This is a genomic window from Specibacter sp. AOP5-B1-6 (assembly GCF_052376555.1).
Taxonomy (GTDB): domain Bacteria; phylum Actinomycetota; class Actinomycetes; order Actinomycetales; family Micrococcaceae; genus Specibacter.
Genome location: NZ_JBQSVT010000014.1, coordinates 25,419 through 51,246, shown reverse-complemented (window position 1 = coordinate 51,246; position 25,828 = coordinate 25,419). Strand labels below are relative to the sequence as shown.

The 25,828-nt window shown below is 64.5% G+C and carries 23 protein-coding genes; 11 read left to right on the top strand and 12 right to left on the bottom strand.

Annotated elements, in window-relative coordinates:
- Positions 1 to 111: 111 nt before the first annotated feature.
- The 6 genes from ACT3TS_RS09260 to ACT3TS_RS09235 form a co-directional block, all read right to left on the bottom strand.
- Entirely contained in the window at positions 112 to 825 is a 714-nt protein-coding gene (locus ACT3TS_RS09260; RefSeq protein WP_444531219.1) for an ABC transporter ATP-binding protein, read from the bottom strand.
- Positions 812 to 1,705: an ABC transporter ATP-binding protein gene (locus ACT3TS_RS09255; RefSeq protein WP_444531218.1), complete on the bottom strand. Its 894-nt coding sequence runs from the start codon at positions 1,703 to 1,705 to the stop codon at positions 812 to 814. The genes ACT3TS_RS09260 and ACT3TS_RS09255 overlap by 14 nt, the downstream gene beginning before the upstream one ends.
- The gene (locus tag ACT3TS_RS09250) at positions 1,702 to 3,018 is read right to left on the bottom strand and encodes a branched-chain amino acid ABC transporter permease (RefSeq protein WP_444531217.1); all 1,317 of its coding nucleotides are present in this window, start codon (positions 3,016 to 3,018) and stop codon (positions 1,702 to 1,704) included. The genes ACT3TS_RS09255 and ACT3TS_RS09250 overlap by 4 nt, the downstream gene beginning before the upstream one ends.
- Positions 3,015 to 4,022, bottom strand: coding sequence for a branched-chain amino acid ABC transporter permease (locus ACT3TS_RS09245; protein ID WP_444531216.1), 1,008 nt, complete (start codon positions 4,020 to 4,022; stop codon positions 3,015 to 3,017). Before ACT3TS_RS09245 ends, ACT3TS_RS09250 begins: the two co-directional genes overlap by 4 nt.
- Before the next feature lie 140 nt (positions 4,023 to 4,162).
- Positions 4,163 to 5,398, bottom strand: a complete 1,236-nt coding sequence (locus ACT3TS_RS09240; protein WP_444531215.1) for a branched-chain amino acid ABC transporter substrate-binding protein — start codon at positions 5,396 to 5,398, stop codon at positions 4,163 to 4,165.
- A 279-nt stretch (positions 5,399 to 5,677) separates the two neighbouring features.
- A complete protein-coding gene (locus tag ACT3TS_RS09235) occupies positions 5,678 to 7,897 on the bottom strand; it encodes an NADP-dependent isocitrate dehydrogenase (RefSeq protein ID WP_444531214.1) in 2,220 nt (739 codons plus the stop codon).
- A 180-nt stretch (positions 7,898 to 8,077) separates the two neighbouring features.
- Between ACT3TS_RS09235 and ACT3TS_RS09230 the strand changes: the two genes are divergently transcribed.
- Positions 8,078 to 8,581 (top strand): ferritin, encoded by a 504-nt coding sequence (locus ACT3TS_RS09230; RefSeq protein ID WP_444531213.1) that lies wholly within the window; start codon positions 8,078 to 8,080, stop codon positions 8,579 to 8,581.
- Positions 8,582 to 9,098: 517 nt separating this feature from the next.
- Here ACT3TS_RS09230 and purH read toward each other — a convergent pair.
- On the bottom strand, positions 9,099 to 10,823 hold the full coding sequence (purH, locus tag ACT3TS_RS09225; protein WP_444531277.1) for a bifunctional phosphoribosylaminoimidazolecarboxamide formyltransferase/IMP cyclohydrolase: 1,725 nt from the start codon (positions 10,821 to 10,823) through the stop codon (positions 9,099 to 9,101).
- Between the two features lie 22 nt (positions 10,824 to 10,845).
- On the opposite strand from purH, the gene ACT3TS_RS09220 reads away from it, so the two are divergent.
- From ACT3TS_RS09220 to ACT3TS_RS09195, 6 genes are all read left to right on the top strand, one after another.
- A complete protein-coding gene (locus ACT3TS_RS09220; protein ID WP_444531212.1) occupies positions 10,846 to 12,525 on the top strand; it encodes a glycoside hydrolase family 3 protein in 1,680 nt (559 codons plus the stop codon).
- 78 nt (positions 12,526 to 12,603) lie between these two features.
- Positions 12,604 to 13,560 (top strand): N-acetylmuramic acid 6-phosphate etherase, encoded by a 957-nt coding sequence (gene murQ / locus ACT3TS_RS09215; RefSeq protein ID WP_444531211.1) that lies wholly within the window; start codon positions 12,604 to 12,606, stop codon positions 13,558 to 13,560.
- Between the two features lie 77 nt (positions 13,561 to 13,637).
- Complete coding sequence (locus ACT3TS_RS09210) at positions 13,638 to 14,714, top strand: serine hydrolase domain-containing protein (protein ID WP_444531210.1); 1,077 nt, start codon at positions 13,638 to 13,640, stop codon at positions 14,712 to 14,714.
- Positions 14,715 to 14,729: 15 nt separating this feature from the next.
- Positions 14,730 to 16,082: an MFS transporter gene (locus ACT3TS_RS09205; protein WP_444531209.1), complete on the top strand. Its 1,353-nt coding sequence runs from the start codon at positions 14,730 to 14,732 to the stop codon at positions 16,080 to 16,082.
- 87 nt (positions 16,083 to 16,169) lie between these two features.
- Positions 16,170 to 16,472, top strand: a complete 303-nt coding sequence (locus ACT3TS_RS09200) for a hypothetical protein (RefSeq protein ID WP_444531208.1) — start codon at positions 16,170 to 16,172, stop codon at positions 16,470 to 16,472.
- 138 nt (positions 16,473 to 16,610) lie between these two features.
- Entirely contained in the window at positions 16,611 to 17,252 is a 642-nt protein-coding gene (locus ACT3TS_RS09195) for a DedA family protein (RefSeq protein WP_444531207.1), read from the top strand.
- Between the two features lie 34 nt (positions 17,253 to 17,286).
- Here the strand turns inward: ACT3TS_RS09195 and purN are convergent, their stop codons facing one another.
- The 3 genes from purN to ACT3TS_RS09180 all read right to left on the bottom strand — a co-directional run bounded on the left by purN (position 17,287) and on the right by ACT3TS_RS09180 (position 19,654).
- Positions 17,287 to 17,850, bottom strand: a complete 564-nt coding sequence (gene purN, locus ACT3TS_RS09190) for a phosphoribosylglycinamide formyltransferase (protein ID WP_444531206.1) — start codon at positions 17,848 to 17,850, stop codon at positions 17,287 to 17,289.
- Between the two features lie 33 nt (positions 17,851 to 17,883).
- Positions 17,884 to 19,206 (bottom strand): cell division protein PerM, encoded by a 1,323-nt coding sequence (locus ACT3TS_RS09185; protein ID WP_444531205.1) that lies wholly within the window; start codon positions 19,204 to 19,206, stop codon positions 17,884 to 17,886.
- 244 nt (positions 19,207 to 19,450) lie between these two features.
- A complete protein-coding gene (locus ACT3TS_RS09180; protein WP_038467205.1) occupies positions 19,451 to 19,654 on the bottom strand; it encodes a cold-shock protein in 204 nt (67 codons plus the stop codon).
- Positions 19,655 to 20,232: 578 nt separating this feature from the next.
- On the opposite strand from ACT3TS_RS09180, the gene ACT3TS_RS09175 reads away from it, so the two are divergent.
- The 4 genes from ACT3TS_RS09175 (at position 20,233) to ACT3TS_RS09160 (ending at position 22,946) form a co-directional block, all read left to right on the top strand.
- Positions 20,233 to 20,670 carry a hypothetical protein gene (locus tag ACT3TS_RS09175; protein WP_444531204.1) on the top strand — a complete coding sequence of 146 codons (438 nt, stop codon included), beginning with the start codon at positions 20,233 to 20,235 and terminating at the stop codon, positions 20,668 to 20,670.
- Between the two features lie 155 nt (positions 20,671 to 20,825).
- Positions 20,826 to 21,572 (top strand): DsbA family protein, encoded by a 747-nt coding sequence (locus ACT3TS_RS09170; protein ID WP_444531203.1) that lies wholly within the window; start codon positions 20,826 to 20,828, stop codon positions 21,570 to 21,572.
- Positions 21,573 to 21,574: 2 nt separating this feature from the next.
- A complete protein-coding gene (locus ACT3TS_RS09165) occupies positions 21,575 to 22,474 on the top strand; it encodes a cytochrome c biogenesis CcdA family protein (protein WP_444531202.1) in 900 nt (299 codons plus the stop codon).
- Position 22,475: 1 nt separating this feature from the next.
- Positions 22,476 to 22,946 carry a hypothetical protein gene (locus ACT3TS_RS09160; RefSeq protein ID WP_444531201.1) on the top strand — a complete coding sequence of 157 codons (471 nt, stop codon included), beginning with the start codon at positions 22,476 to 22,478 and terminating at the stop codon, positions 22,944 to 22,946.
- Between the two features lie 160 nt (positions 22,947 to 23,106).
- On the opposite strand, the gene ACT3TS_RS09155 is transcribed toward ACT3TS_RS09160, so the two are convergent.
- Together ACT3TS_RS09155 and ACT3TS_RS09150 are read right to left on the bottom strand one after the other, a co-directional pair.
- A complete protein-coding gene (locus ACT3TS_RS09155; protein ID WP_444531200.1) occupies positions 23,107 to 23,997 on the bottom strand; it encodes an alpha/beta hydrolase family protein in 891 nt (296 codons plus the stop codon).
- A gap of 77 nt (positions 23,998 to 24,074) precedes the next feature.
- Entirely contained in the window at positions 24,075 to 25,751 is a 1,677-nt protein-coding gene (locus tag ACT3TS_RS09150; RefSeq protein ID WP_444531199.1) for an acyl-CoA dehydrogenase family protein, read from the bottom strand.
- Positions 25,752 to 25,828: the final 77 nt, after the last annotated feature.

The following is a 25,828-nucleotide window of genomic DNA, read 5'->3' as shown; positions in this document are numbered from 1 at the left end:
CGCCATTACTGCGAGAGGGTTTGTTGGGGGGGGCGACGACGGGGCGCCGCCTTCGCGCTGGAAGGTGACGCCCCGCCGTCGTACTTTGGGGTTTTACTTTGGGATCGGGACTCAGCCGACGCCCAGGTAGGCTTCCTTGATGGCCGGGTTGGCCAGCAGTTCCTTGCCCGTGCCGCTGTGCGTGATCTCGCCGGTCTCGAGCACAAAGGCCCGGTGCGCCCGGGCCAAGGCCTGGTTGGCGTTTTGCTCCACGAGCAGCACCGTGGTGCCCTGGGTGTTGATCTCGGTGATGATCTTGAAGATTTGCCGGATGAACTGCGGGGCCAGCCCCATGGAGGGCTCGTCCAACAGCAGCAGCTTGGGCCGGGACATCAACGCCCGGCCAATGGCGAGCATCTGCTGCTCGCCGCCGCTCATGGTGCCGCCAAACTGCTTCTCACGCTCCTTCAGCCGCGGGAACAAGGTGAACACCCGGTCCAGGTCCTCGTCCACGCCGCTGCGGTCCTTCCGCCCAAAGGTGCCCATGTCCAGGTTTTCCAGCACCGTCATGGCCGGGAAGATGCCTCGCCCTTCCGGCGCCTGCGAAATGCCCTGCACGACCCTGATGTGGGCCTTCATCTTGGTGATGTCCTCCCCCATGAACTTGATGGTCCCGCCCGAGGGGTTGAGCAGCCCGGAGATGGTTTTCATGGTGGTGGTTTTGCCGGCACCGTTGGCACCGATCAAGGAGACGATCTCGCCCTCGTCCACCGTGAAGGACATGTCGTGGATTGCCTGGATCCTCCCGTAGTGGACCGAGACGTTGTCCAGCTCAAGCAAAGTCATCTTCAGGCTCCCCTAGGTAGGCGGAAATCACGCGCGGGTCTTCACGGATGTCGTGCGGCTTGCCGTCGGCGATCTTCTTGCCAAACTCCAAAACCACAATCCTGTCCGTGACGCCCATGACGAGTTTCATGTCGTGCTCAATCAAAAGGACCGTGTAGCCGTCATCCCGGATGGTGCGGATGAGCTGCATGAGCTCTTCCTTTTCCGCCGGGTTGAAGCCGGCAGCCGGTTCGTCCAGGCACAGCACCTTGGGGTCGGTGGCCAGCGCCCTGGCAATTTCCAGCCGGCGCTGGCTGCCGTACGGCAGGTGCCGCGAGAGTGTGGCTGCCTGATGGCCGATGCCGACAAAGTCGAGCAGGGCCATGCCGCGCTCAATGGAGCTCTTTTCCTCCCTGATGTGTCTGGGCAGGCGCAGCAGGGCCCCCACCACGCTGGTTTTGTGCCGCGCATCCAACCCAACCACCACATTCTCCAGGGCAGTCATTTCGCCAAAGAGGCGGATGTTTTGGAAGGTGCGGGCCAACCCTGCACGCGTGATTTTGTGCTGCTTCATGCCGTTGAGCAGCCTGCCCTCCAGCAGCACCTGCCCGCCGGTGGGCTTGTAAACCCCTGTCATGGCGTTGAAACACGTGGTCTTGCCTGCCCCGTTGGGGCCGATCAAACCAAGGATTTCACCGCGCTTGATGGTGAAACTGACGTCGTCCATGGCCAGGAGGCCGCCGAATTTCATGGTCAGGTTCTTGACCTGCACCAAATCCTCGCCGACATCGACGGCAAACTTCCTGTCGGGTGCGATGGCCTCGGCCGTTTCCAGGTCGACGCCGCCGGCACGCAGGGCCGCTTCGTCCACTCCGCTGTTTGGATCCACTGCTTCACTCATGATGGCGCCCCCTCTGCGCGGGGTTTGGGCGACGGCAGCGTGGCAGCCGCTCCCGGCCCGCCTGGTTTCCCGGAACCGTCTTGCGGGCCCGGTGCGCCAGGCTTGTCCGGACCGTCCGGACCGTCCGGCCTGCCGGAATTCTTGGCATACTGGCGCCTGACTGCAGCATACGCCTTGGTGCCGTAGGCCAACAGCCGCTGTTTGGCCGGAACCAGGCCTTGGGCACGGTAGATCATGATGATGATCAAGGCGATGCCAAAGATCAGGAACTTGTACTCGGCAATGGCCGTAAACCGCAGCGGAATGTAAGCCACCAGGGCGCCGCCAAGGATGGCACCGACCTTGTTGCCCGAGCCGCCCAGCACAACTGCCGCGACAAACAAGATGGACGTCACGACGTCGAACTTCTGGTTGTTCACGAAGCCAACCTGGCCGCCCATGAGCGCCCCGGCCAGGCCGCCAACACCGGCGCCGAGCGCGAAGGCCCACACCTTGTACTTGAACGTTGGCACACCCATGGTCTCGGCGGCGTCCTCGTCCTCGCGGATGGCGATCCAGGCACGGCCAACGCGGCTGCGCTCCATGTTGCCGACCAGGAACAGCATGATGATCAAGATGGTCAGTGTCAGCCAGTACCAGGGGGTTCCGTTGGAGTTGGCGAAAATGGGGATTCCGTCGGCGCCAACACCGGGCGGGTGGCCCACGTTTTGGAAACCGGGCTGGCCCTTCATGGCTGGGATGATGGTGGCGAGGATGCGCACGATCTCACCAAAGCCGAGCGTCACGATGGCCAGGTAGTCCCCGCGCAGGCGCAGCGTGGGCAGGCCCAGCAGGACGCCGACAAACATGGAGACCGCAATGGCCACGGGGAGCGTCCACAGGTACGGGATCTTGATGAACGCGGAGTCCGGGCTGGTCAGCATGGCCGCCGTGTAGGAGCCGACGGCGAAGAAGGCAATGTAGCCAAGGTCCAGCAGGCCGGCGTAGCCAATCACAATGTTCAGCCCGACGGCGACCAGCGCGTAGATTGCCATGAGCTGGCAGGCCAGCGGCCAGTCGTTGCCTGGTTCGGTCGTGATAAACGGGATGTTCATGACGGGCAGCAGGAACGCCACGACCACGATCGGGATGAGGATCAGCCATTGTTTTTGGCGCGGCATTTCACGCCACCGGTCACTCCACGCACCAAATTTGCGGTTTGCCCGCGGCACGGCTGCGCTTGAGCCAAGCGGCACTCCCGCAGCATCCGAGTCGGCTGTGCCCTGTGCTGACTTGGCGGTTGACAGCGGCTTTGGTCCGTCTGACATGCTCATGCCTTGCTCCTTCCAAGCGAGGTGCCCAGAATTCCTTGGGGACGGAACAGCAGCACCAGCACCAGCACGAGGAATGCGACGACGTCGGTCCACTGGGAGTTGCCCAACAGGATCTGCCCATAGTTGCCGATCAAGCCCAGCAGCAGCCCGCCAAGGAGGGCGCCGCGGACGTTGCCGATGCCGCCCAGCACTGCGGCCGCAAAGGCCTTGATGCCGAGGATGAAGCCGCCGTTGTAGACAACGCCGGAGGGGATTTTCATGGTGTAGAACAGCGCGGCCGCGCCGGCAAGGATGCCGCCGATGACGAACGTGGTGATAATGATTTTTTCCTTGTTCACGCCCATCAGCGTTGCCGTGTCCGGGTCCTGGGCGACGGCGCGGATGCCGCGGCCGGTGCGGGACTTGCTGATGAAGCGTTCGGTAACGACCATCATGATGACAGCGGCCGTCACGATCAGGATCTGGTCGTTGTAGATGAAGGTCCCGAACAGCTCAAAAATCGGCGTGACCTGGAACATGGTCAGGGCCTGTTCGGGGACGGCCCCGCGCCATACGTAGATCAGGTACTGGATGGTGAAGGAGGCGCCGATGGCCGTGATGAGAAAAACCAGGCGGGGTGCGTTGCGTTTACGCAATGGTTTGTAGGCCAGCCGCTCCAGCAAGAATGCTGCCAGGGCCGCGGCCAGGATGCCCACGATCAACGCCAGCAGCAGGTTGATGACAATGGCGCCCACATCCAGATTGGGGGCGGAGGGGCCGAAACCCAGGAAAGAAAGTGTGAACCAGACGCCGTAGCAGCCAATGATGAAGACTTCGGAGTGGGCAAAGTTAATGAGGTTCAGTACACCGTAAACGAGGGTGTAGCCCAGGGCCACCAGGGCGTAGATGGAGCCAAAGGTCAAGCCGTCAAAAGTTGCGGACCAGAAGTTCTGCCCCAAGGCTGCAAAATCCAGCGTAATCCAGTCGCTGGCCGGCGGTGCGGCCAAAAGTATGGTTGGAATCATGGGAGGTTTCCATTTCCTTCCGCGGCGTCCGGCAGGTCATGCCGGCGGCCAGCGCAAGTTGAAAGGTGGGCTGACGGGTGCTTGCACGGCAATGCTGTGGGGCGGAAGTCCACCCCACAGCATTGCCGGCCAGCTGGGGTTTACTCCCCGATGGGACCGATGGGAACGATCTTGCCGTTCTCCGTCTTGTAGCCGTAGACAGTCGGAGCCTGCAGCTCGCCCTTGTCGTTCCACTTGTAGTGCTTGCTCAGACCGTCCTTGTCGTAGGTCTTGACCCATTCGAGCAATGACGCCCGGTCCTGGTTTCCGGCGTCGATGCCCGAGAGCAGCACGGTGGCTGCGTCGTACCCTTCAATGGAGTACGTTCCCGGGTCGATGCCGGCCAGTGCCTTGTAGTCCTTGGCGAAGGTGGGGAGCAGCTCGCCGGGGATGCAGGGGCAGGTGAAGTATGCGTTGGCGGATGCGTCGCCTGCCTGCTTGATGAACTGGTCATCCTTGAGCCCGTCCGGACCAATGAACGTTCCCTTGTAGCCCTTGTTCACCAGCTGCTGGTCAAACGGGGCGCCTTCGGCGTAGTAGCCGGAGTAGAAGACGGCGTCGGCCTTGGAGTTCATGATCTTGGAGATCGTGGCCGAGAAGTCCTTCTGTCCCTGCGTGACCTTGTCAGTGCCCACCAAGGCGTCGCCGAGGCCTTCGGCGGTGGTCTTGCCCAGGCCGATGCCGTATTCGGAGTCATCCTGGACGATGTAGACCTTCTTGGCCTCCAGCTTGCCTGTCATGAACTTGGCTGCTGCCGGGCCCTGGACCGCGTCGTTGCCCAGTCCGCGGAAGAACGTGGTCCAGCCGTTGTTGGTCAGGTCCGGGTTGGTTGCTGCCGGGGTGACATGGACCAGCTTGACCTGTTCGAAGATGTTGCCGGTGGCCTTGGACTCGCCCGAGAACGGCAGTCCCACAACGCCGATGATGCCTTCCTCCTTCGTGGCCTGGGTGACCGGGCCGGTGGCCTTGTTGGGATCGCCTTCAGTGTCAAACTTCTTGAACACCACCTGGCAGTCGGCGTTTGCGGCGTTGTGCTCGTTGATGGCCAGCTGCACGCCGTTGAAGATGTTAATGCCGAGCTGGGCGTTGGGGCCGGTCTGGGCACCAACATAGGCCAGCGTGGTGGTGGCCGGACAGGTGGCCTTGCCGTCACCGGCCGGCAGGACGGCGTCCTTTGGCGTGTCAATGGTTGTCAGCGCCGGAATATTGACGGCGGCGCCGCCCCCGCCCTCCGAAGAGCTTCCGCCCTCCGGGGCAGCGGTGTTCGCACATCCAGCCATCAGCATGCCAAGTGTGGCTGCCGCAGCCAGTGTGGTCATAACTCTCTTGCGGTTCATTTATGCGCCTTCCGAAGTTAGCATCAAGGCCCGCGGGACGTCGTCGTTCCCCGTAACCATTGGCTTCACGTGATTTGACCTTACTACCCAGTATGTGAGGTGGAACACATATATTGCGTAAAGATCTGATAACAGATGCTTGTTTTGCGCTGGGAAGGCCCGACGGCGGCTGGTTGGGCAAGAAAAAAGCCCGCCCCGGGTGAGGGGCGGGCTTTTTTGCTGTGCGCCCCTTCGGGGGCTGCGGCTGGCAACCCCCGAAGGGGTCGCAGCTGGGATCCATTAGGACAGCGTGTCGATGGCCTTGTTCAGCAGTGCCGACGGGCGCATGATGGCTGCAACCTTGGCTGCATCAGGACGGTAGTAGCCGCCCAGGTCAACCGGTGAGCCCTGCACGTCCGCGAGTTCGGCGATGATTGCTTCTTCGTTGCTTGTCAGGTCCGCGGCTACTGCCTTGAACGCTTCCGCCAGCTCGGCGTCGACTGTCTGTGCCGCCAGTTCCTGTGCCCAGAACTTGGCTAGGTGGAAGTGGCTGCCGCGGTTGTCGATTTCGCCAACCTTGCGCTTCGGCGACTTGTTTTCCAGCAGGAACGTGCCGGTTGCCCTGTCGAGGGTGTCGGCCAGAATCTGTGCCCGGGCGTTGCCATAGTTGACGGCGAGGTGCTCGAAGCTGACGGCCAGGGCCAGGAACTCGCCCAGTGAATCCCACCGCAGGTGGTTTTCCTTGATGAGCTGCTGTACGTGCTTCGGGGCGGAGCCGCCGGCACCGGTCTCGAAGAGCCCGCCGCCTGCAATCAACGGCACGACGGAGAGCATCTTGGCGCTGGTGCCCAGTTCCAGGATCGGGAACAGGTCCGTGAGGTAGTCGCGGAGCACGTTGCCGGTGACGGAAATGGTGTCCTCGCCGCGGCGGATGCGTTCCAGGGTGAAGGCGGTGGCCTTCTCCGGGGACAGGATCTGGATGTCCAGGCCGTCGGTGTCGTGGTCCTTGAGGTACTCGTTGACCTTGATGATGAGGTTTGCGTCGTGGGCGCGGTTGCCATCCAGCCAGAACACAGCGGGGGTTGCGGAGGCGCGGGCGCGGGTGACGGCAAGCTTGACCCAGTCGCGGACGGGGATGTCCTTGACCTGGCAGGCACGCCAAATGTCGCCGGCTTCGACGTCGTGCTCGATCAGCACGGTCCCGGCAGTGTTGACGATCTGCACGGTGCCGGCTTCGCCGAGCTCGAACGTCTTGTCGTGGCTGCCGTATTCTTCGGCTGCCTGGGCCATGAGGCCGACGTTGGGGACGGTGCCCATGGTGGTCGGGTCGAAGGCACCGTGGGTGCGGCAGTCGTCGATGGTTGCCTGGTAGACACCGGCGTAGCTGCTGTCGGGCAGCACTGCCAGGGTGTCGTGTTCCTGGCCGTCGGCGCCCCACATGTGCCCGGAGGTGCGGATCATGGCCGGCATGGAGGCGTCAACAATCACGTCGGAGGGGACGTGGAGGTTGGTGATGCCATTGTCGGAGTCGACCATGGCCAGTGCCGGGCCGTTTTCGTACCCCTTCGCGATGGCGGCTTCAACGCCTGCGCGCACGTCCACAGGCAGTTCGCCCAGGCCGTTGAGGATGGAGGCCAGGCCGTTGGCCGGGCTCAGGCCGGCAGCTGCCAGGGCCTCGCCGTAGTTGGCGAACAGTTCGGGGAAGTAGGCCTTCACCACGTGGCCGAAGATGATCGGGTCGGAGACCTTCATCATGGTGGCCTTCAGGTGCGCCGAGAGGAGGATGCCCTCTTCCTTGGCGCGGGCAACCTGTGCGGTCAGGAACTCGTCGAGTGCCGCGGCGCGCATGACCGTGCCGTCAACGATTTCGTCGGCCAGGACGGGGAAGGCGTCCTTCAGCACGGTGGTGCTGCCGTCGGCTGCAACGAACTGGATCTTGATCTTGTCATCGGCTTCGATGACAACGGACTTCTCGTTGTGGAAGAAGTCGCCGCTGTCCATGGTGGCCACGTTGGTCTTGGAATCCGCGCTCCAGGCACCCATGCTGTGCGGGTTGGCCTTTGCGTAGCTCTTCACCGAAAGGGGTGCGCGGCGGTCGGAGTTGCCTTCGCGCAGGACCGGGTTCACGGCGCTGCCCTTGATCTTGTCGTAGCGGGCGCGAACGTCCTTTTCCTCATCCGTGGAGGGGTCATCCGGGTAGTCCGGGAGGGCGAAGCCCTGGCCCTGAAGTTCGGCCACGGCCGCCTTCAGCTGCGGGATGGAGGCGCTGATGTTCGGCAGCTTGATGATGTTGGCGTCCGGGCTCTTGGCCAGGGCACCCAATTCAGCCAGGGTGTCGGCTGCGCGCTGCTCTTCGGTGAGGTAGTCGCCAAAGACGGCGATGATGCGGGCGGAAACGGAGATGTCCCGGGTTTCCACCTCCACTCCGGCCGTGGAGGCGAATGCCTCAACAATCGGCAGGAAGGAGTACGTGGCCAACATGGGCGCTTCGTCTGTCAGGGTGTAGATAATCTTGGCCATAGGTGAGGTGTCTCCTGCGAAAATTCAATGGATTACTGAGAATCTGGTGAGATTTCTTTCCCTCCCAATCTACCCGAGACACGGCGTTTGCCCGCTATCGGCGCTTTAGGTGACGCTGCCCTAAGTGAACTTAGCCTCACTTTGTGTGCGCCGAATTCATTTTCGCAATAACGTGGAGCCATGGAACTTAAGGGAAAACTCGCAGAAGCCATCAACGATCAAATTACGCTGGAGATCCAGGCCGCGGTGGTTTACCGCCAGCTGGCCATTGAAATGGATGTTCAGGACCTGCCCGGCATTTCACGCTGGTTCCTGGCCCAGTCGGCGGAGGAGCTGGTGCACGCACAGAAGTTCACCGACCACATGACCGACCGCGATGCCGCCCCCAAGATCGGCACGATCACGGCTCCGGATGTCACGATCAACACCGTCCTTGAGGCGTTTGAGGCGTCGCTGGCGCACGAGCAGAAGGTCTCGGAGTCAATCCGCAACCTGTACCGCATGGCACAGCAGGAGGGCGACATTGACTCCATCCCGCTGTTGAACTGGTTCATCGAGGAGCAGCTGGAAGAGGAAGCCACCGTTGGCGAAATCATTGGCCGGGTGAAGCTGATCGGCGCCGATGGCAACGGCCTGCTGCGTTTGGACGCCGAGCTGGGTGCCCGCAAGGAAGGCGACGACTAACCTCCCCACCAAACCAACGCTATCGCAGCAATGGCTGGATTTTTCGGAACGCTCCCGCACCCCGGTGCGAGAGCGTTCCGAAAAAATGCCCCATTGCTGCGATAGCGTTTTAAAGCACGATGCTGGCGGCAGCCGGTGGGCGGAATGGTTTCGCCGCGGGGGTGGGGCACGGTCTCCGGCGGGGTGGCTGGGGGTTGGGCGGTGCGCCCGCGCAGTTGGCCAACCAAGAGCGGGACGCCAAGCACGAGCACCACGAGCACAAATATTCCAACCACCACGTACAACCACACTGCACCGGACATGGCCGCAACTCCCCCCACGTCGAAGAATATTTCAGTAGTGGCGGGTATGCCACACGGGTGAGGTGGCGTCGTAGTTTGGGTAAAACTACCGCCTCCGGATCTGAGCCACGATGCCGACCAGCAACGTCAGAAACGCCAGTGTCGCCGCACCGATGATCAGTGTGGCCAGGACGCCGGGCTCCAGCAGCCAATCCAGCATGCTCATGGATGTCCTGTCAGTGGAAGAAGTGGCGTGCACCGGTGAAGTACATGGTGATGCCGGCTTCGTTGGCCGCCGCAATCACTTCTTCATCGCGCACCGATCCGCCGGGCTGGACGACGGCGCGGACACCGGCGTCGAGCAGGATCTGCAGCCCGTCGGCGAACGGGAAGAACGCGTCTGAGGAGGCCACGGCGCCGATGGAGCGCTGCGCGGACGCGGCTTCGGGGGTTCCCGAGGCGCCGCCGGCAGCGTCAACCTCGGATTCCACGGTGACCCCGAGCGTGTTGGCGCGCTCAACGGCCAGCTTGCAGGAGTCGACGCGGTTGACCTGGCCCATGCCGATGCCCACTGCGGCGCCGTTGTGGGCAAGCAGGATGGCGTTGGACTTCGCGGCGCGGACCGCGGTCCAGGCAAAGGCGAGGTCGGCGAGGGTGGCGGCATCGGCCGGGGCGCCTGCGGCGAGGGTCCAGGTGTCGGGGTTGTCGCCGTCGGCGTCGACCTTGTCCGACATTTGCACCAGCATGCCGCCGGAGACCTGGCGGACTTCAGCCGGGTAGCGGCCATAGCCTTCCGGCAGCGACAGCAGGCGGATGTTCTTTTTCTTGGCGAGGATCTCCACGGCTTCGGGCTCGAAGTCAGGTGCGATGACAACTTCCGTGAAGATGCCGGCCACGGTGCGGGCCATGCCGGCGGTGACGGTGCGGTTGGCCGCGATGACGCCGCCAAAAGCCGAGAGCGGGTCGCAGGCGTGGGCCTTGGCATGGGCGTCGGCGATGGGGTCCACAGCGTCCGGGGAGGCCACGGCCACGCCGCACGGGTTGGCGTGCTTGATGACGGCCACGGCCGGCTCGTCGAAGTCGAAGGCCGCGCGCAGGGCTGCGTCGGCGTCAACGAAGTTGTTGTAGCTCATGGCCTTGCCGTGGAGCTGGTCGGCCTGGGCGATGCCGGCCGGCGCACCCTTGTCAACGTACAGAGCTGCCTGCTGGTGCGGGTTTTCGCCGTAGCGCAGCACCTCGGAGCGTTCCAGGGAGTAACCGGCGTAGGACGGCCAGTCGATGATGCCGTCGCCGTCCTCGTCGAGGAACTGCGCGGAGGTCCAGGCGGCCACGGCGTTGTCGTAGGCGGCCGTGTGTGCGAACGCCGCGGCTGCCAGGCGCTGGCGGGCGATGAGTTCGAAGCCGCCGGCCTGTGCGGCGGCGATGACGTCGGCGTACCTGGCCGGGTCGACCACCACTGCCACCGAGGGGTGGTTCTTGGCTGCGGCGCGGACCATGGAGGGCCCGCCAATGTCGATCTGCTCAACGACGGCGTCCTGGCCGGCACCCGAGTTCACGGTGTCAACGAACGGGTACAGGTTGACCACGACGAGGTCGAACGGCTGCACGTTCATGTCTTCAAGCTGGCGGACGTGGTCCGGGAGTCGGCGGTCGGCAAGGATGCCTGCGTGGACCAGCGGGTGCAGGGTCTTCACGCGCCCGTCGAGGGCTTCGGGGAACCCTGTCACCTCGGACACTTCGGTCACGGGGACACCGGCGGCAGTAATTCTGGCTGCCGTTGAACCGGTTGAAACAATGGCGACACCGGCGGCGTTGAGGCCGATGGCCAGCTCTTCCAGCCCGGTCTTGTCGTAGACCGAGATCAAAGCCCGGCGGATGGGAACACGGTTATGCGGAACGCTGGTCACAGGAAATCTCCAGGGGTGGTTCGATGATGGCGACACATAAAGTTTAGGCCACATCCGCGCCGGTAGGATTTCAACCATGACTTCAAGTGAGCCAGACCACCAGCAGCCTCCCGTTGACGGCAATCCCACAGCACTTCCCGGCAACAATCCCACCGGCTTGCCGGCAGATCTCGACCGGCTGGTCAATTCGGTCATCCTGCCGGGTTTTGTTGGCACAACTGCGCCACCATGGCTGGTGGCGGGCCTCGGGAACGGGCTGGCCGGCGTCGTGTATTTTAGCCACAACATTGATCCGGGCGCGCCCGGGCAGGTGACTGCCCTCTCCGCCGCCATCCGCGCCGCGAACCCGGATGCAATCATTGGCGTCGACGAAGAGGGCGGCAACGTCACCCGCTTGCAGGCCAGCGGCGGCTCCACGATTCCCGGCGCCGCCGTCCTGGGCGCCCTGAACGAGCCGGCCGCCACCAAGGCAGCCGGCCGCGCGATCGCCCGCCTGTGCCGCGACGCCGGCATCAACCTGACCATCGCCCCGGTGGCCGACGTCAACACGAATCCGCTCAACCCCGTGATCGGCGTGCGGGCCTTTGGTGCCGACACCGCCCTCGTCAGCACCCACACGGCCGCCGCGGTGGCCGGCATCCAGAGTCTGCACGTGGCAGCATGCGCCAAGCACTTCCCGGGGCACGGCGACACCGTGGCGGACTCGCACATGGACATTGCCCGCGTGAACCTGACCATGGCGCAGATGGCAGAGCACCACCTGCCCCCGTTCAAGGCCGCCGCCGATGCGGGCGTTGCCGCCATGATGAGCGCACACATCATCATCCCCGAGCTGGGCGAGGCCCCCGCCACCTTGAACCCGGCTGCGAGCGCACTGCTGCGCGGGATGGGCTTTGCGGGCGTGTTGATCACTGATGCGCTGGACATGGCCGCCGTTCGCGCCACCGTCGGCCCCGGCGAGGGCGGCGTGCTTGCCCTGCTGGCCGGCAACGACCTGCTGTGCGTGGGCAACCCGCTGAACGCCTACACGACCGGGCGCGACGACGAGTCCTGCTACACCGAGGTGTACGACGCCGTGATGGCTGCCGCCACGTCCGGACGCCTGCCGGTGGAGACCCTGCGGACGGCGGCCGCCCGTGTGCAGGCACTGGCCCGGTGGACCGCCGCGGGAGTTCCACGGCAGGATCCCGCCGACGATTCAGCCGGGGAATCCCGGGAAACGGACGACGACGTCGACTGGGTTTCGGTGGCTGCCCGCGCCTGCCGCACGGATTCGCTGGGCACAGACTTGCAGGGCACCGGGGCGTTTGGCGCCGTGGCACCCGGTGCAGCTGCTCCGGTGCTCACGGGAACCGGTCCCGTCACCCTGGTCGATGCCCGCACCGGCCACAACATGGCTGCCGGCCCCACCGGAAACTTTCTTGCCGCCGCGCTGGGCGGCTACGCCGTCGACGTCGTCCTTGCCGCGGAACTTTCCAGTGCGGACCTTGAGTCACGCCTGGTGCAGGCGCACGCCACCGACGCCTCCACGCACGCGGCACAGGGCGCCGTCCTGGTCCTTGTCGATTCACTGGCGTCGCCCGGGCAGCAGGAGACACTGGAGCTGGTCTTCTCCACCGTCCCGCAAGCGGTCTGCATCAATGCCGGGCTGGCTCCCGCCGAAGCCACGCCGCGGGCGACCATCCACTGCCACGGGTTCAGCCGGGTGACCGCCCAAGCGGTGGTCCGCCTGCTGGAATCCGCCCAGCCCGCCTAGTCGCACAACCCTCCCAGCCACACCGCCCGGCCCAGTCCCCCACAGTCCAGTCCCCCACACAGCAAGGAAGATCAAACAGTGACCACCCCTGAGCGCACCATCGACGCCATCCGCTCCGAAATCGCGACCCTGACAACCGAAGCATCCAATCCCCGGTACCCGGACCTGGCCGCCCTGACAACAACTGAACTCGTTGCCGGCATGAACGGTGAGGACGCGCTCGTGCCCGCCGCCATCGAAAAGCAGCTACCGGTCATTGCCGCCGTCATCGATGAAATCGCAGCCCGGATGGGCCGGGGCGGCAGGCTGATCTACGTGGGCGCCGGAACCCCCGGCCGCATGGGCATCCTCGACGCCAGCGAATGCCCTCCCACCTTTGGCACCGACCCCTCCCTCGTCGTTGGCGTCATCGCCGGCGGCCAGGCAGCCGTCAAACAAGCCGTGGAAAACGCCGAGGACAGCGCCGAGGCCGGAGCCGCCGACGCGGCCGCCCTGAACCTGACGGCGAACGATTCCGTCGTGGGCATCGCCGCATCCGGCCGCACCCCGTACGTCATCGCCGCCGTCAAGGCCGCCCGCGCCCAGGGCGCCTACACGGTGGGCTTCGCCTGCAACAACAACTCCCCGCTCGGCGCCGCTGCGGACACCGCCCTGGAGATCGAGGTCGGCCCCGAGTTCCTGACCGGCTCCACCCGCCTAAAGTCGGGGACCTGCCAAAAACTTGTCCTGAACATGATCAGCACCATCAGCATGGTTCGGCTCGGCAAAACGTACAAAAACGTCATGGTCGACCTGCGCGCCACCAACGCGAAGCTGCACGCCCGCAGCGAACGCACCCTCATGCAGGTCACCGGCTGCGACGCCGCCACGGCCACCTCCGCCCTGGCCGCCGCCGACGGCCACGTCAAGGCCGCGATCCTGGCCATCATGACGGGCCTGCCCGCCGAGCAAGCCGCCACCCTGCTGGCCGACAACGCCGGCTTCCTGCCGAACGCCATCGACGCCGGCACCCGCCCGGGCACCGACGCGAGCTGACGACCCGGCCCGCCCTCCATTCCGACAACCCAGACCACCCTGACAATCCAGACAGCGCACGACGCCGGGAGCCACCCATGACTGCCACCCACCGACACCTCGAATCAGACATACGCCGCCTGCTCAACCAGTGCGTGGCGGATGGGGTCGCACCCGCGGCAAGCTGCGCCGTCGTGCTTGGCCTTGATTGGCTGCCTGAAATCGCTGCCGGGGCAGCCTCACCGGAAACGTACTTTGATTTGGCCTCCGTGACGAAGCTGTTCACGACCGTGACAGCGCTGTCGCTGGTGGACAGCGGCGAGCTGGAGCTGGATGCGGCCATTGGCGGACGGCTGCCCGCGTACAGACGCGGGGCCAAGTCGGCCGTGACGCTTCGCCATTTGCTCACCCACACCTCGGGCCTGCCGTCGCAGTGGCGGGGCTGGGAGCGCAGCCTGGACGAGGGACGCGCCTTTGACCGCCAGGCACTTGTTGCGGACCTGCTCGACACGCCGCTGGAGGCCGCGCCGGTGACACGCTTTGAGTACTCGTGCGCGGGGTTCAACACGATCATGGCGCTGGCCGAGCACGTGACGGGCACGCCGTGGGCTGCCCTGGTCCAGGAACGGGTGCTCGGGCGGCTCGCCACGGACCGCATTACCGGCACCCCGCGCGTGGAGCACTGCGCACCCACGGAGTTCCAGCCGTCGCTGGGCCGCGGCCTGGTCCGGGGCATTGTGCACGACGAGGCCGCCTGGTCATTGGGCGGGCTCAGCGGCAACGCGGGCATGTTTGCCACCGCCGGCGGGCTGCGCGTGTTTGGGGCGGCACTCCTGGACGGCCTGCCCGGCATCCTCTCCCCCGGCCTCGCCGCGGAGATGTGGCGCAGCCAGCTGCCCGACATGCTGGGCAACAATTTCAACCCCGCCGATCCCGGATTTGGGCACGGACTGGGGCTGCGCATCAACCAGCAGCCCTGGATGGGCACGGCAGGCCGCGAAGCCCGTGGGCACGGCGGGTTCACCGGCACCTCCCTGCTCATCGACAGGGAGCACGGCCTCACCGTCTCCCTGCTGACCAACCGGGTGAGCCCCCGCCGGGACGGGGATGACGCGACCGGGCTGCGCAAGGCGGTGTCCGACGTCGTCTATTCTGGTAAAAATGACCCTAACTGACCAGGACAAGGCCTCATGAGCATTTCACCGCCCACACTTACCGGCGACCGCGTCGTGCAGGAGCTGCCCTGGAAGTGGCGCGTGCAGGGCAGCATTTTCCTCATTGGCGGGCTCGGCTTCATGTTTGACGCCTGGGATGTCACGCTCAACGGCTTCCTCATACCGCTGCTGTCCAAGGAGTGGGGGCTCAGTCCGGGCCAGGCGGCGTGGATTGGCACGGCCAACCTGATCGGCATGGCCGTGGGCGCTTTTGCGTGGGGGTCGATCGCGGACATCATTGGGCGCAAGAAAGCGTTCACGCTCACGCTGCTGATCTTCTCCATCTTCACGGTGCTCGGGGCCGTTTCCAACGAGATCGTGCTGTTTTGTGTATTCCGCTTCCTGGCCGGCTTTGGGCTGGGCGGCTGCATTCCCGTGGACTATGCGCTCGTGGGCGAGTTCACGCCGCGCAAACACCGCGGCCGAGTACTGACGGCGATGGACGCGTGGTGGCCGATTGGGGCGTCGCTGTGCGGGGTGGTCTCGGCCGTGCTGATGGCCTCGTTTGGGAATTGGCGGTACCTGATGCTGGTCATGGTGCTGCCGGCGCTGCTGGTCTTTTGGGTGCGGGTGGGTGTGCCGGAATCGCCGCTGTACCTGGTGCGTGCCGGCCGTCCCGCCGAGGCCAAGGCCGTCATCGAGCGGTTGATCGAGCGGACCGGGGCCACCGTGGGGCCGTGGACGCTGCCCGATCCGGCCACAGCGCCAAAGCTCTCCTTGGGAAAGATCACCGACCAGCTCGCCGGCCTGTGGCGTTTCAACTGGCGCATTACCGGAATTGCGTGGTCGTTGTTCCTGACCATTTTGCTGGTGTACTACGGCGCCTTGACGTGGATGCCGTCCATTCTGGTGGCCACGGGGTACGCCCAAAACAAGGCGTTCATGGCCACTGCCGCGATGACCGGCATCGGCTTGTTGGGTGTCATCGCCGCGGCGCTGCTGGTTGAGCGCCTTGGCCGGAAGTGGATCCTGGCCGTGACGGGGCCGCTGGCGGCGCTGTCGCTCGTGATTTTCGCCCTGGTCCTTGACGCTCCCATTGCCGCACAAATCTGGCTGCTCGTGTTTGGCTTTGTCGTCCAGGTGGCCATCCCCGTGCTGTACACCTACGTTTCGGAGCTCTACCCCACCCATTTGCGGGCCACCGGCTTTGGCTGGGCGTCCACGATTTCACGGGTGGGCGCAGGGCTGGTGCCGTTGATTTTCGGTTCCCTGCTGTGGCCGGTGCTGGGACTGCCGTTGACGTTTGCCTTGACTGGCGGCCTGGTCGTGCTGGCCGTGGTCTGGATGGCGTTCTCAGCGCCGGAGACAAAGGGCGCGGCACTGGATTAGCTTGCGTCCTGGACGCTCAGGATTCCTCCACGTTGAGCAGGTAGTCTGTTGCCGACAATGAATTCCCCAGCTATTTAAGGACCATCCATGAGCGCCCTCCTTCCCACCGCCTTCGCCACCGCCGGTCTGCTCGGCGGCTACCAAACAGCCCGTGCCACGAAGAACCGCCAGCTCGGCGGGGCCGTTTTGGCGGCGGCCGGCACCGCGGCGTTCCTGGGCTGGAAGAAGAATGCCGGCGCCGGAACGGCCGCTGCCCTGGCCACCACCTATGTGCTGGCCTTTGGCGCCTCCCACCCGCTCGCCAAGAAGATGGGTGCCTGGCCGGCCGTGTACACGGTCACCGCCGCAACAGCCGTTGCCTCACTGGCATTGGGCCGCACCCGCAAGTAGCGCCGGAACTGACCGGCGCAACGCAAAAGACGCAGCGCCGGTCGGTGCCGTTGCCGCGACTGGCCCCTCCGGCCGTAGAATCTAAACTAGCTTTCATCCCGGCAACGGCACCACCGCGCCATCAACGAAAAGGACTCCATGGATCTCGCAGCCGACACCACCGGCTTTCTGGCGAGCATCTGGATCTACTTCATCGGCGGTGCGTTCGTGATGGCCTCCGCCGTCCTGCCGCCTGTTCCCAGCACCACTGTATTTGTGGCGCTGGGCGCACTTGCAGGGCTCGACGGCGGACCGCAGGCCCTGCCGCTGGTGCTTGCCATGATGGTCGGCGCCATGGCAGGGGACCTGCTGACCTACTGGCTCACTAAATTGTTTGGCCACACACGCTTGGGCTCGGTCCGTGGGCCACGGCGCCAACGCGCGGTTGATGCTGCCACGCGGAGGCTGACACAGCGGCCCTACATGTTCATGCTGACCTCAAGGTTCATCCCGCTCGGCCGGCTCTCCTCCAACATCGCCGCCACCGTTGCCGGATACCCGCTGCGGGCGTTTACGGTGTTTTCGTTCGTTTCAGCCGCGGTCTGGTCCATTTACGCCGTCGGCATCGGCATCCTGACGCAGTACTGGCCCGGCATCTCGACGCAGGTGGCGGTGGTCATTGCGATCGTCTTTTCCATCGTTCTCGGCTGGCTCGTCGGGAAGGTTTCGGCCTGGTTCCTTGACCGGAAGAAATCACGGCTGCTCTCCGGCAGCACCCCTGAACAATCGCCACGCCCCTAACATCCCCTCACAACCTCCCCCTCAGGGGTTCGGCTCAGGCGCGGGCCAGCTCTCCCAAAACCTGGATGAGCAGCTCGCGTTCGGCCACCTTGATGCGTTCGTGCAGCGACTCTTCCGTGTCCTCCGGGAGCACGGCGACGGGTGTCTGGGCGATGATGGGGCCGGTGTCCACGCCTGCGTCGGCGAAGTGGACGGTGCAGCCGGTGACCTTCACGCCGTAGGCCATGGCGTCGCGGACACCGTGGGCGCCGGGGAACGACGGCAGCAGTGCCGGGTGGGTGTTGACGTAGCGGCCCTCGAAGGCGTTGATGAAACTCGGGGCGACGATGCGCATGAAACCGCTGGACACAACATAATCGGGTTTGTAGCCGGCCACGGTTGCCAAAAGCGCCGCATCCCATTCGGCACGGCTTGCGTAGTCCTTGAAGTTCACCACGAAGGTATCGAGCCCGGCGGCGGAGGAGCGGTCAATGCCGAAGGTGTCCGGCCGGTCGGCGCCCACCGCGGCGATTTCAACGGGCAGGCTGCCGGCGTCGACGGCGTCGATCACGGCTTGAAGATTTGAACCTGTCCCGGAGACTAAAACAACTATGCGCATGCCCACAATTTTAGGGGCAAGGACCCGCATGCCCTATTCGGCGGCTTCTTCATTGCGGCGCAGCAGTGGCAGCCCGTCGCGTTCACCTTCGAGCCACGGCGCCAGAAGGGAACCAAGCACGACGCCGATCCCCACCTCCGCACCGACCCACAGTGCCGCAGTGGTTGGGTCCGGGCCCAACTGGGTGAACCGGCCAATCCCGAGAGAGCCTTGTGAAAGCCAGAACAGCACCCAGGTGATGGCAGCCGCAACGATGCCAGTCACCGCGCCGAGAAACAACGTGGACCCGGGCAGTGAGAGCCACCGCTGGCGGACCTTGAGGGAAAGCCACTCGTCAAAGTGATTTTCCCCGGCACGCACAAACCACCAGCCGGCAAGCAGGCCGGCCACTACGGGGATCAGGAGCGCAGCAAAACCCCATGTCATGGCCCCTGCGGGAAGAGCAGCAAGAACCGGAATGGGCGGCACGGGTGCAACCGCCGTGCCCAGGGGAGACACTGTCGATCCAACACCAAGGTTGAACCCGTCGCCACCAGCCCAGGCCAGCGACCAGATCGCCAGGTTGGGCATGAAGGCCAGCTGCGACAGCGTCAGTGCCGCCCCGCCCATGGCACCCGGACGCAGAGCCTGATAAACGCCGATGATGTCACCCCAGCGCGCTGCCACATTCACCGCCAACAGCAAGGCCGAAAGCGACACCGCGGCCATGACGGCGACAAAGCCCGAGCGCAGTACGGTCCAAGCGTAGGATCCGGCCCAGCGCTGGTCCTGACTTGTCTTGGCGATCCAGTCCGCGGCGCTCATGCCGATCAGCCGGCTCCACGACCCTGCCTCCAACCGTGAACCAATGATGAGTCCCGCGGCAGCCGGAATGATGGGAATCAGCATACTTCCCAGCAACGGCGCATCAATTTCGGGAGTGCTGCAGACAAAGCCTGTGGCCAGTCCGGCGGCCGCGTAGACGGCAACGGCGCTCAGGAGTGGCTGCCACAGCTGGTCTGTGTAGGAAGCCCTGGCCAACCTTCTGCCGGCCCGCCAGGAGAGGAAAAATGGAATTAACAGCAGCCCCAGGGGCAGCAGGCTGAATGTGCCCGATTCCACCGTCGCGGAGCTGGGCCCGCTGGCCACTGTCACGCTGAGGGGGACGCCATGTCCCAGAAGCCAGATCTGGCCGGCCAATCTGGCAACGACCGAGGGATCCTTCTCGGCAAAACCGCCGGCAAACCAGGTGGCGGCGAGCGGGACAGCCACGATCAAGGCAGATATTACAAACATTTGAGCAGCCTCAAATGCCCCTTGCAGCCACAGCGGCATGGGAATCCCGTCGCTTTGGCGCTTGGCCGCTTTCGTGTTCATCGTTTTCAATGTTCCCACATGGCGGCCCCCTGAGCCGCGCACAGCGCCGGTGGAGTTCCCCACTTTATGTGCACCTATGTGCAGCGGAGCCGCCAACCAACACATTCTGGCCGGTAACCCCCAGTGGGTCCGAGACCAAAATTGTTCGTTAAACACAGATAAGGCCCGGGATAAATCCCGAACCTTATCTGTTCAAGCCCTAAGGACTAAAGAATGCGCGGTTGCCCGCACGTTTTCTTTAGAATTAGATAGCCTGGATGTTGACTGCCTGAGGACCCTTGGGACCCTGCTCAACATCGAAGGAAACCTTCTGGTTTTCTTCGAGGGAGCGGTAGCCCGAGGAGTTGATCGCGGAGTAGTGCGCGAAAACATCCTGTGACTGGTCATCGGGAGAGATGAAGCCGAAGCCCTTTTCAGCGTTGAACCACTTGACGGTACCTGTTGCCATTATTTCTATTTCCTTCTGAAGTTGGAGATTCCGCCCGACCTTCGGGCCTCCGTATACGGTGTAAGTCCGCTTCTCCAGAAAAGCGACGTCTGCCCGAGGGCCGGCATCGCTTCAACTACAAAAAACGCAACACTACAACTACGTCCAAGTATACATACCAAATGGCGGAAAGCCATTAAATCTTGAGAGCCGGATCACTTGAGCTGCGACGAGGCTGTGAGAAGTCTGGGAAAACGTGGAGTTTCCGGGGATCCCAGAGAAATTGACCGTGACACGTCACTCAAAGTTTCCCTGTTGTTCATCCGTCATCTCGGAAAGAGTTGCGCCCTCATGGGGATGCACGACGCCGAAACCAGCCTCCCAGCCCACGTCACCACCGACCCCCCGGCCTCCCAGCTTCCTTCTCCCCCGCATTGGGTGTCTTCCCAGCCTTCACCGGCTTCCCCCTGCCGCCAGTTCGCCCCGGGGCCCACGGCTGCTGTCGCACAAGGCTGCTGACGTATAGTTGGGGCCAATGTGCCGGGATCCGACCGGGCAGGCACCAATTGTGAGACCACACGGGCAAGGGAGGAGAGCAGATGCGAAGCACCAGCTCCTTCATCCGCGTGGCTGCCCACGGCCTGTTGCTGGCCTTCGCAGCATTCCTGCTCGTCACCGTCGGCTGCACAGGCGCAAACGCCTCCCCCGGAGCGCAGGAGAATCCCGGTACACAAGGTGCTTCGGCCGTGTCGCAGCCGTACGCCTCTACGAGCCCGGCTGCCGGCCAGGCCACAGGCCAACAAGCCGCACGGCTGGAAACCTCCGGCCAGGTATTGACGGCTTGCGTCCCGGGACGGGACAAAGCCCGGGTTGAGAGCAATGCTGTTGCCCCGACCTTGGCGCATTTGCAGGACTCCCCCGGGAACGCCGGCTCAGGACTTCCCGACCGGGCCCGGGCGAATACCGCCTCGGCACAGTTGTCGGACAGGATTCCCGCGGCGCTGACACATCTGGACCTGGGGATCGTCAGGACGTAGACCACGGTGCGCCGGCACCCAACCCAGCATGAAAAGCATGGGTGGTTGTCCGGCGTCGAACGTGTCCTTATATATGTATGCATGGTGCGCTGCCGCCGGCCCGGATTCCCGCGGCCGCGGAGGTGCTGCGCCTGCGCGATCCCGAAAGTTTCCCCATGAATGTAAACGTGAAAACGAAGAAGACCCGGAATGTTGTCCTGGCCCTGGTGCTGGGCGCTGTCCTTGTTCTGGCCATTATTTTTGTCGGCGCTGCTGCCGGTGAGAGCCGGCTGAATTCCGCCAACCCGACCGTCAGACCTGGCTCACCGTCCGCCGGCGGCTCGGCCGGCAATCAAACTCCGGAGTCGGGGCCGCAGCTGGAGCGGCGGACTCCGTCGGATCCGCTGGCGCTTGGCGCAGTGGATGCCCCCGTGGTCATGATCGAGTACTCGGATTACAGGTGCCCGTTCTGTGGTGTGTACGCGCGCAAGACCCAGCCCGAAATCGTGAAGAAGTATGTTGAGACCGGGCAGTTGCGCATTGAATGGCGCGACCTGCCGGTATTTGGCGATTCCTCGGTGAATGCGGCAGTGGCCGCCCGCGCCGCAGCTGCGCAGGGCTTGTTTTGGGAGTTCAACGAGGCCGTCTACGCGGCTGCACCCGAGAAGGGCAAGGCCGAACTGACCGAGCCGGTGTTGGTGAAGTTTGCCGAACAAGTTGGGATGCCGGACCTGGCAAAGTTCACGGCGGACCTGAAGAGCGCCGAACTGCAGGCGCTGGTCAAGGCCGATCTGGCCGAGGGAACGGCACTGGGATTGAACAGCACACCCACTTTTGTCATCAACAACCAGGCGATTCCCGGGGCCCAGCCGCTGGAAGTCTTCATCCAGGTGATTGACGAAGCATTGGCACAGGCCAAGTAGCTGTGGACATTGGATACACGGGGGCATTCCTGGGTGGAATCCTCACCCTCCTGAGCCCTTGTTCGGTCATGTTGCTTCCGGCGTTTTTTGCCTATGCGTTCGCCAGCCCCACCAAATTGCTGGGCCGCACGGCACTGTTCTACGCGGGCCTGCTGACGACGCTGGTGCCTTTGGGCCTGCTCGCCGGCTTGGTGGGATCCCTGGTGATGCAAAACCGGAATGTGCTGATCACGGTTGCGGCTGGCGTGGTGATGGCCATTGGGGTGCTGCAGATCATCGGAGTTCAATTTCCCGGTCTAAGCCGCCGGGCCGGTGCCGACGGCACGTCCGCGGTGTCCGTTTTCGTGCTGGGTTCGGTCTACGGTGTGGCGGGTGTGTGCGCCGGCCCGATCCTGGGTTCGGTCCTGGCAGTGGCAGCGGCCGGCGGCAATCCGCTTTATGGCGGATTCATGCTGGCGATCTTTGCGCTGGGCATGGCCCTGCCGCTGGGCATCCTGTCCTTGTTCTGGACCCGATTCCGGCTCGGCGAGCGCGGCTGGCTGAAGCCGCGGCGCTTCCAGCTCGGCCCGTGGAAAAACTCCGTGTGGATGGTCGTTTCCGGCTTCCTGTCGATTGGCATTGGCGTGCTGTTGCTGTCAACGCAGGGCACAGCTTCGCTGGGCGGGGTGTTGGGCATCGACGCGCAGTTCGAGGCGGAGTCGTGGGTCGTGGGGATCTCGTCGAAGATTTCCAACGTTGGTTTCGGTGTTGCCGCGCTGCTGGTGCTGCTTGCCGCGGGCGGCGTGTATCTGTGGCGGTCCCGCCGGGCCGAACACGACGCTGAACGCCGGGCCGATCACGACGCCGGCCGCGACGCCGATCACGACGCCGGCCGCGAGCGCAGCTCCCGGGACGGGGGCTGACATGATCCCCACCGTCACGCGCAATTTGCGCGGCTGGCCGCTGCGGCGCTGGACGGTCTTCGCCGCGACGGCTCTGGTGGTCTATGTGGTGGTCGCCATTCCGACCGTCTTGATCCCCAACCCGTTCTTTGCCCGCGAGATTCCGCCCACCTGGTGGTCGCACGCGGCATTGGGCACCACCTCGCTGCTCACCGGGCTGCTGATTGCCACTTATGTGGCATCCCCCATTGCCCGCACCGGCGCCACGAACAAGTCCGGGATGTTTGGATCCTTTCTGGCGTTCTTTGCCGTCGGCTGCCCCGTCTGCAACAAGCTGGTGTTGCTGGCGTTGGGCACCACCGGGGCCATGAAGTTCTTTGAGCCGGTGCAACCAGTTCTGGCGGTACTGTCCATCGGACTGCTGCTCTGGGCATTGCTGCGCCGGATTTCCCAAGAGAATGCCTGCCGCGTGTCAGCTGCCGCACACCAATAAGGCACGACGCCGCCGCCCACCCTCGCTCCAAGCTGGCCCGATCGGAGGTGGTTGCGCGGGCGGTTTCGGGAGGTGGTTGCGCCGGCGGCTACGGGCGGGTGCGGCGCAGGCAATGACAGAAGGGGCGGCTGCGCGGTCTGACTGCCACCCTCAACTTGCGTCACCCGTGCCGCCGCTCCTCCAGCCACTGCGCCACCTGAGGCCAAAGCCCCTCGCGCAGTCCTCGGCGGAAGAAGCCCATGTGCCCGATCGCCGCAACGCCGAATTCGGCAGGCGAGTACGTCCGGCGTTCCACGTCCGCCGCGGTCAAGTGATCCGTGATCGCGTCAATCTGCTGCGGTGTCGCCCAGGGATCGTCGCTGAATCCGATCGCCAGCAGCGGCCCGGTGACGGCTGCCGCCCGCTCGGAGGCGTCCATGGTTGGGTCGTCAAAGAAATACCCGGGCAGACGTGACCAGCGGCCCCATTCCCTCATCGCGCCCGCTGGAATGTCCTCGCCCAGTCCCAGCTTTTTGCCGGGCATGTAGCCGAGAATCCGGCCGGTCAGCGGCCCCGCAACACTGAGCGTCAGCCACACCTTGACCCGCTCCGGCAAGGCCGGAACGGTTGCGGTGACCCCGGCATGGGAAGCAATGGACACCATTCCACGCAGGCCTTCCACCCCGGACCCCAATGCCAGCGCGTGCCCGCCAATGCTGTGGCCCACGGCGAACCGCGGCAAACCCGGGAATCGCGCCGCCGACCATTCCGCCACATCGGGGACGTCCTGGTCCATCCAGTCCCGCATGCGCAGTCCGCGGACGGCCCTCGGAGCGCCGGATCTTCCGGTGCCGCGGAAATCGTAGGTGACAACGGCATAGCCCTGCCCAGCCAAATACTCCGAAAAACCCGCATACAGCCGCTCGGGGACAGCAGTGGCCGGATGGATCACCACCAGGGCAAGCGGCTCATCGGCCGACGGCGTCCGCAAGGTACCGCGAATGCTTCCGCCGCCCCGCGAGGCAATCGACAAATCCCTGGCGTTCACCGTGCCATTCGCATTGTTACTCATGAGTAACATACTAGGTCGCCTCCGCCGCTTTGTCAGCAGTTGAGCCAGCAGTTGAGCCAGCAGTTGATCCCGTGCAGCTACGCCCGTGCCAGGATCCCTGCCAAATCGGCCGACGGCGGGAGGGACCCGTAGTTGAACGAGCGGTCGGCCCCGAGCCGGGAGACAACAAACGCATCCGACACCGCGGACGGGGCAAAGCGCAGCAGCAGCGATGCCTGCAAGGCCAACGCCAGCTTTTCCACCACATTGCGGGCTTGCCCGGCAAAGTCAGCCGGGGCCGACCGCATGGGCGCCAATTGCTCCTTGAGCCGTGCGGCAAAATCGTCAAATACCGGGTGCGCACCCGAAGCGACACGCAATTCAGCAAAGAACGCATCCACAGATTCCGGCTCGGTGGCCATGGTCCGCAGCACGTCCAGCGCAATCACATTGCCCGTTCCCTCCCAAATGGCCGTGACCGGCTGCTCCCGATAGCGCATGGCCAGCGGGAAATCCTCAATGTAGCCGTTGCCGCCCAAGCACTCCATCGCCTCATAGGCGTGATTGGGCCCGCGCTTGCAGACCCAGTACTTGGTGACCGCCGTCGCCAGGCGCCGGAAAGCACGTTCGGAGGGTCCGGCGTCGTCGTCAAAAGCCCGGGAAAGCCGCATGCTGACGACGGCGGCAGCCTCGGATTCCAGCGCCAGGTCCGCCAGCACATTGGCCATGGCCGGCTGGTCGATGAGCCGGGCGCCAAACGCGCGGCGGTGGCGGGCATGCCACACGGCCTCGGCCACCGATTGGCGCATGCCGGCGGCCGTGCCGAGGATGCAGTCCAGCCGGGTTCGTCCCACCATGCCCATGATGGCGCGCACGCCGCGGCCGGGCTCGCCGACCCGCCAGCCGGCAGTTTTGGCGAATTCAACCTCGGAGGAAGCGTTGGAGCGGTTGCCCATCTTGTCCTTCAACCGCTGGATCATGAAGGGGTTCCGGTCGCCGTCGGGCAGCACTCGCGGCACCAGGAAGCAGCCAAGCCCCGCTTCCTCCTGCGCCAGGACGAGGAAGGCGTCCGACATGGGTGCCGAGCAAAACCACTTGTGGCCGGTGAGCAGGAAGTGCCCGCCGGCCGGCACCGCACGGGTGGTGTTGGCGCGAACGTCCGAGCCGCCCTGCTTCTCCGTCATGGCCATGCCAAACAACGCTCCGGGCTTGCCGGCGGAAAGCTCCGGACTGTACTGGCGGGAGTACAACCGTGGCAGCCACTCCCCTGCAAGCTCCGGCGCCCCACGGAGGGACTCCACTGCAGCATGGCTCATGGAAATGGGGCAGGCATGGCCTGGTTCGACCTGTGCGAACAGCATGAATTGCGCCGCCCGCAGCGCATTGGCACCCTTCCCGGGATGCTCCCACGCGGAAGTGTGCGCCCCGGCGGCAACGGCCTGCGAGATGATGCGGTGGTACGAGGGGTGGTATTCCACCTCGTCGATTCTCTGCCCGTATTTGCTGTACGTGTGCAGAATCGGCGGATTTCGGTGCGCCAGCCGGGCATCCTCTTGAAACTGCGCTGAACCCACGACGGCGCCCGTCGACTCAATCGCGTCCTTCACCTCCGCTTCGCCAACAGTTTGCAGGTACTCCGCAAGCGGGACGTTCGCCGTGTACTCGTTGACGTCCACGCGGGGCGGCGGCTGGTTGAACACACGGTGGGTTTCGAGGTTTGCTGGCGGGCTGCTTTCAAGGGGTCCGGCGGTCATGCCGGCATCTGTGGCGGTCATGGCTCTAGCGGGAGTTTCCCGGCTATTTCGTTTTTGAAGGCTCCGACAAAATAGAAACCGCGTAGCTTGCGGCGTGT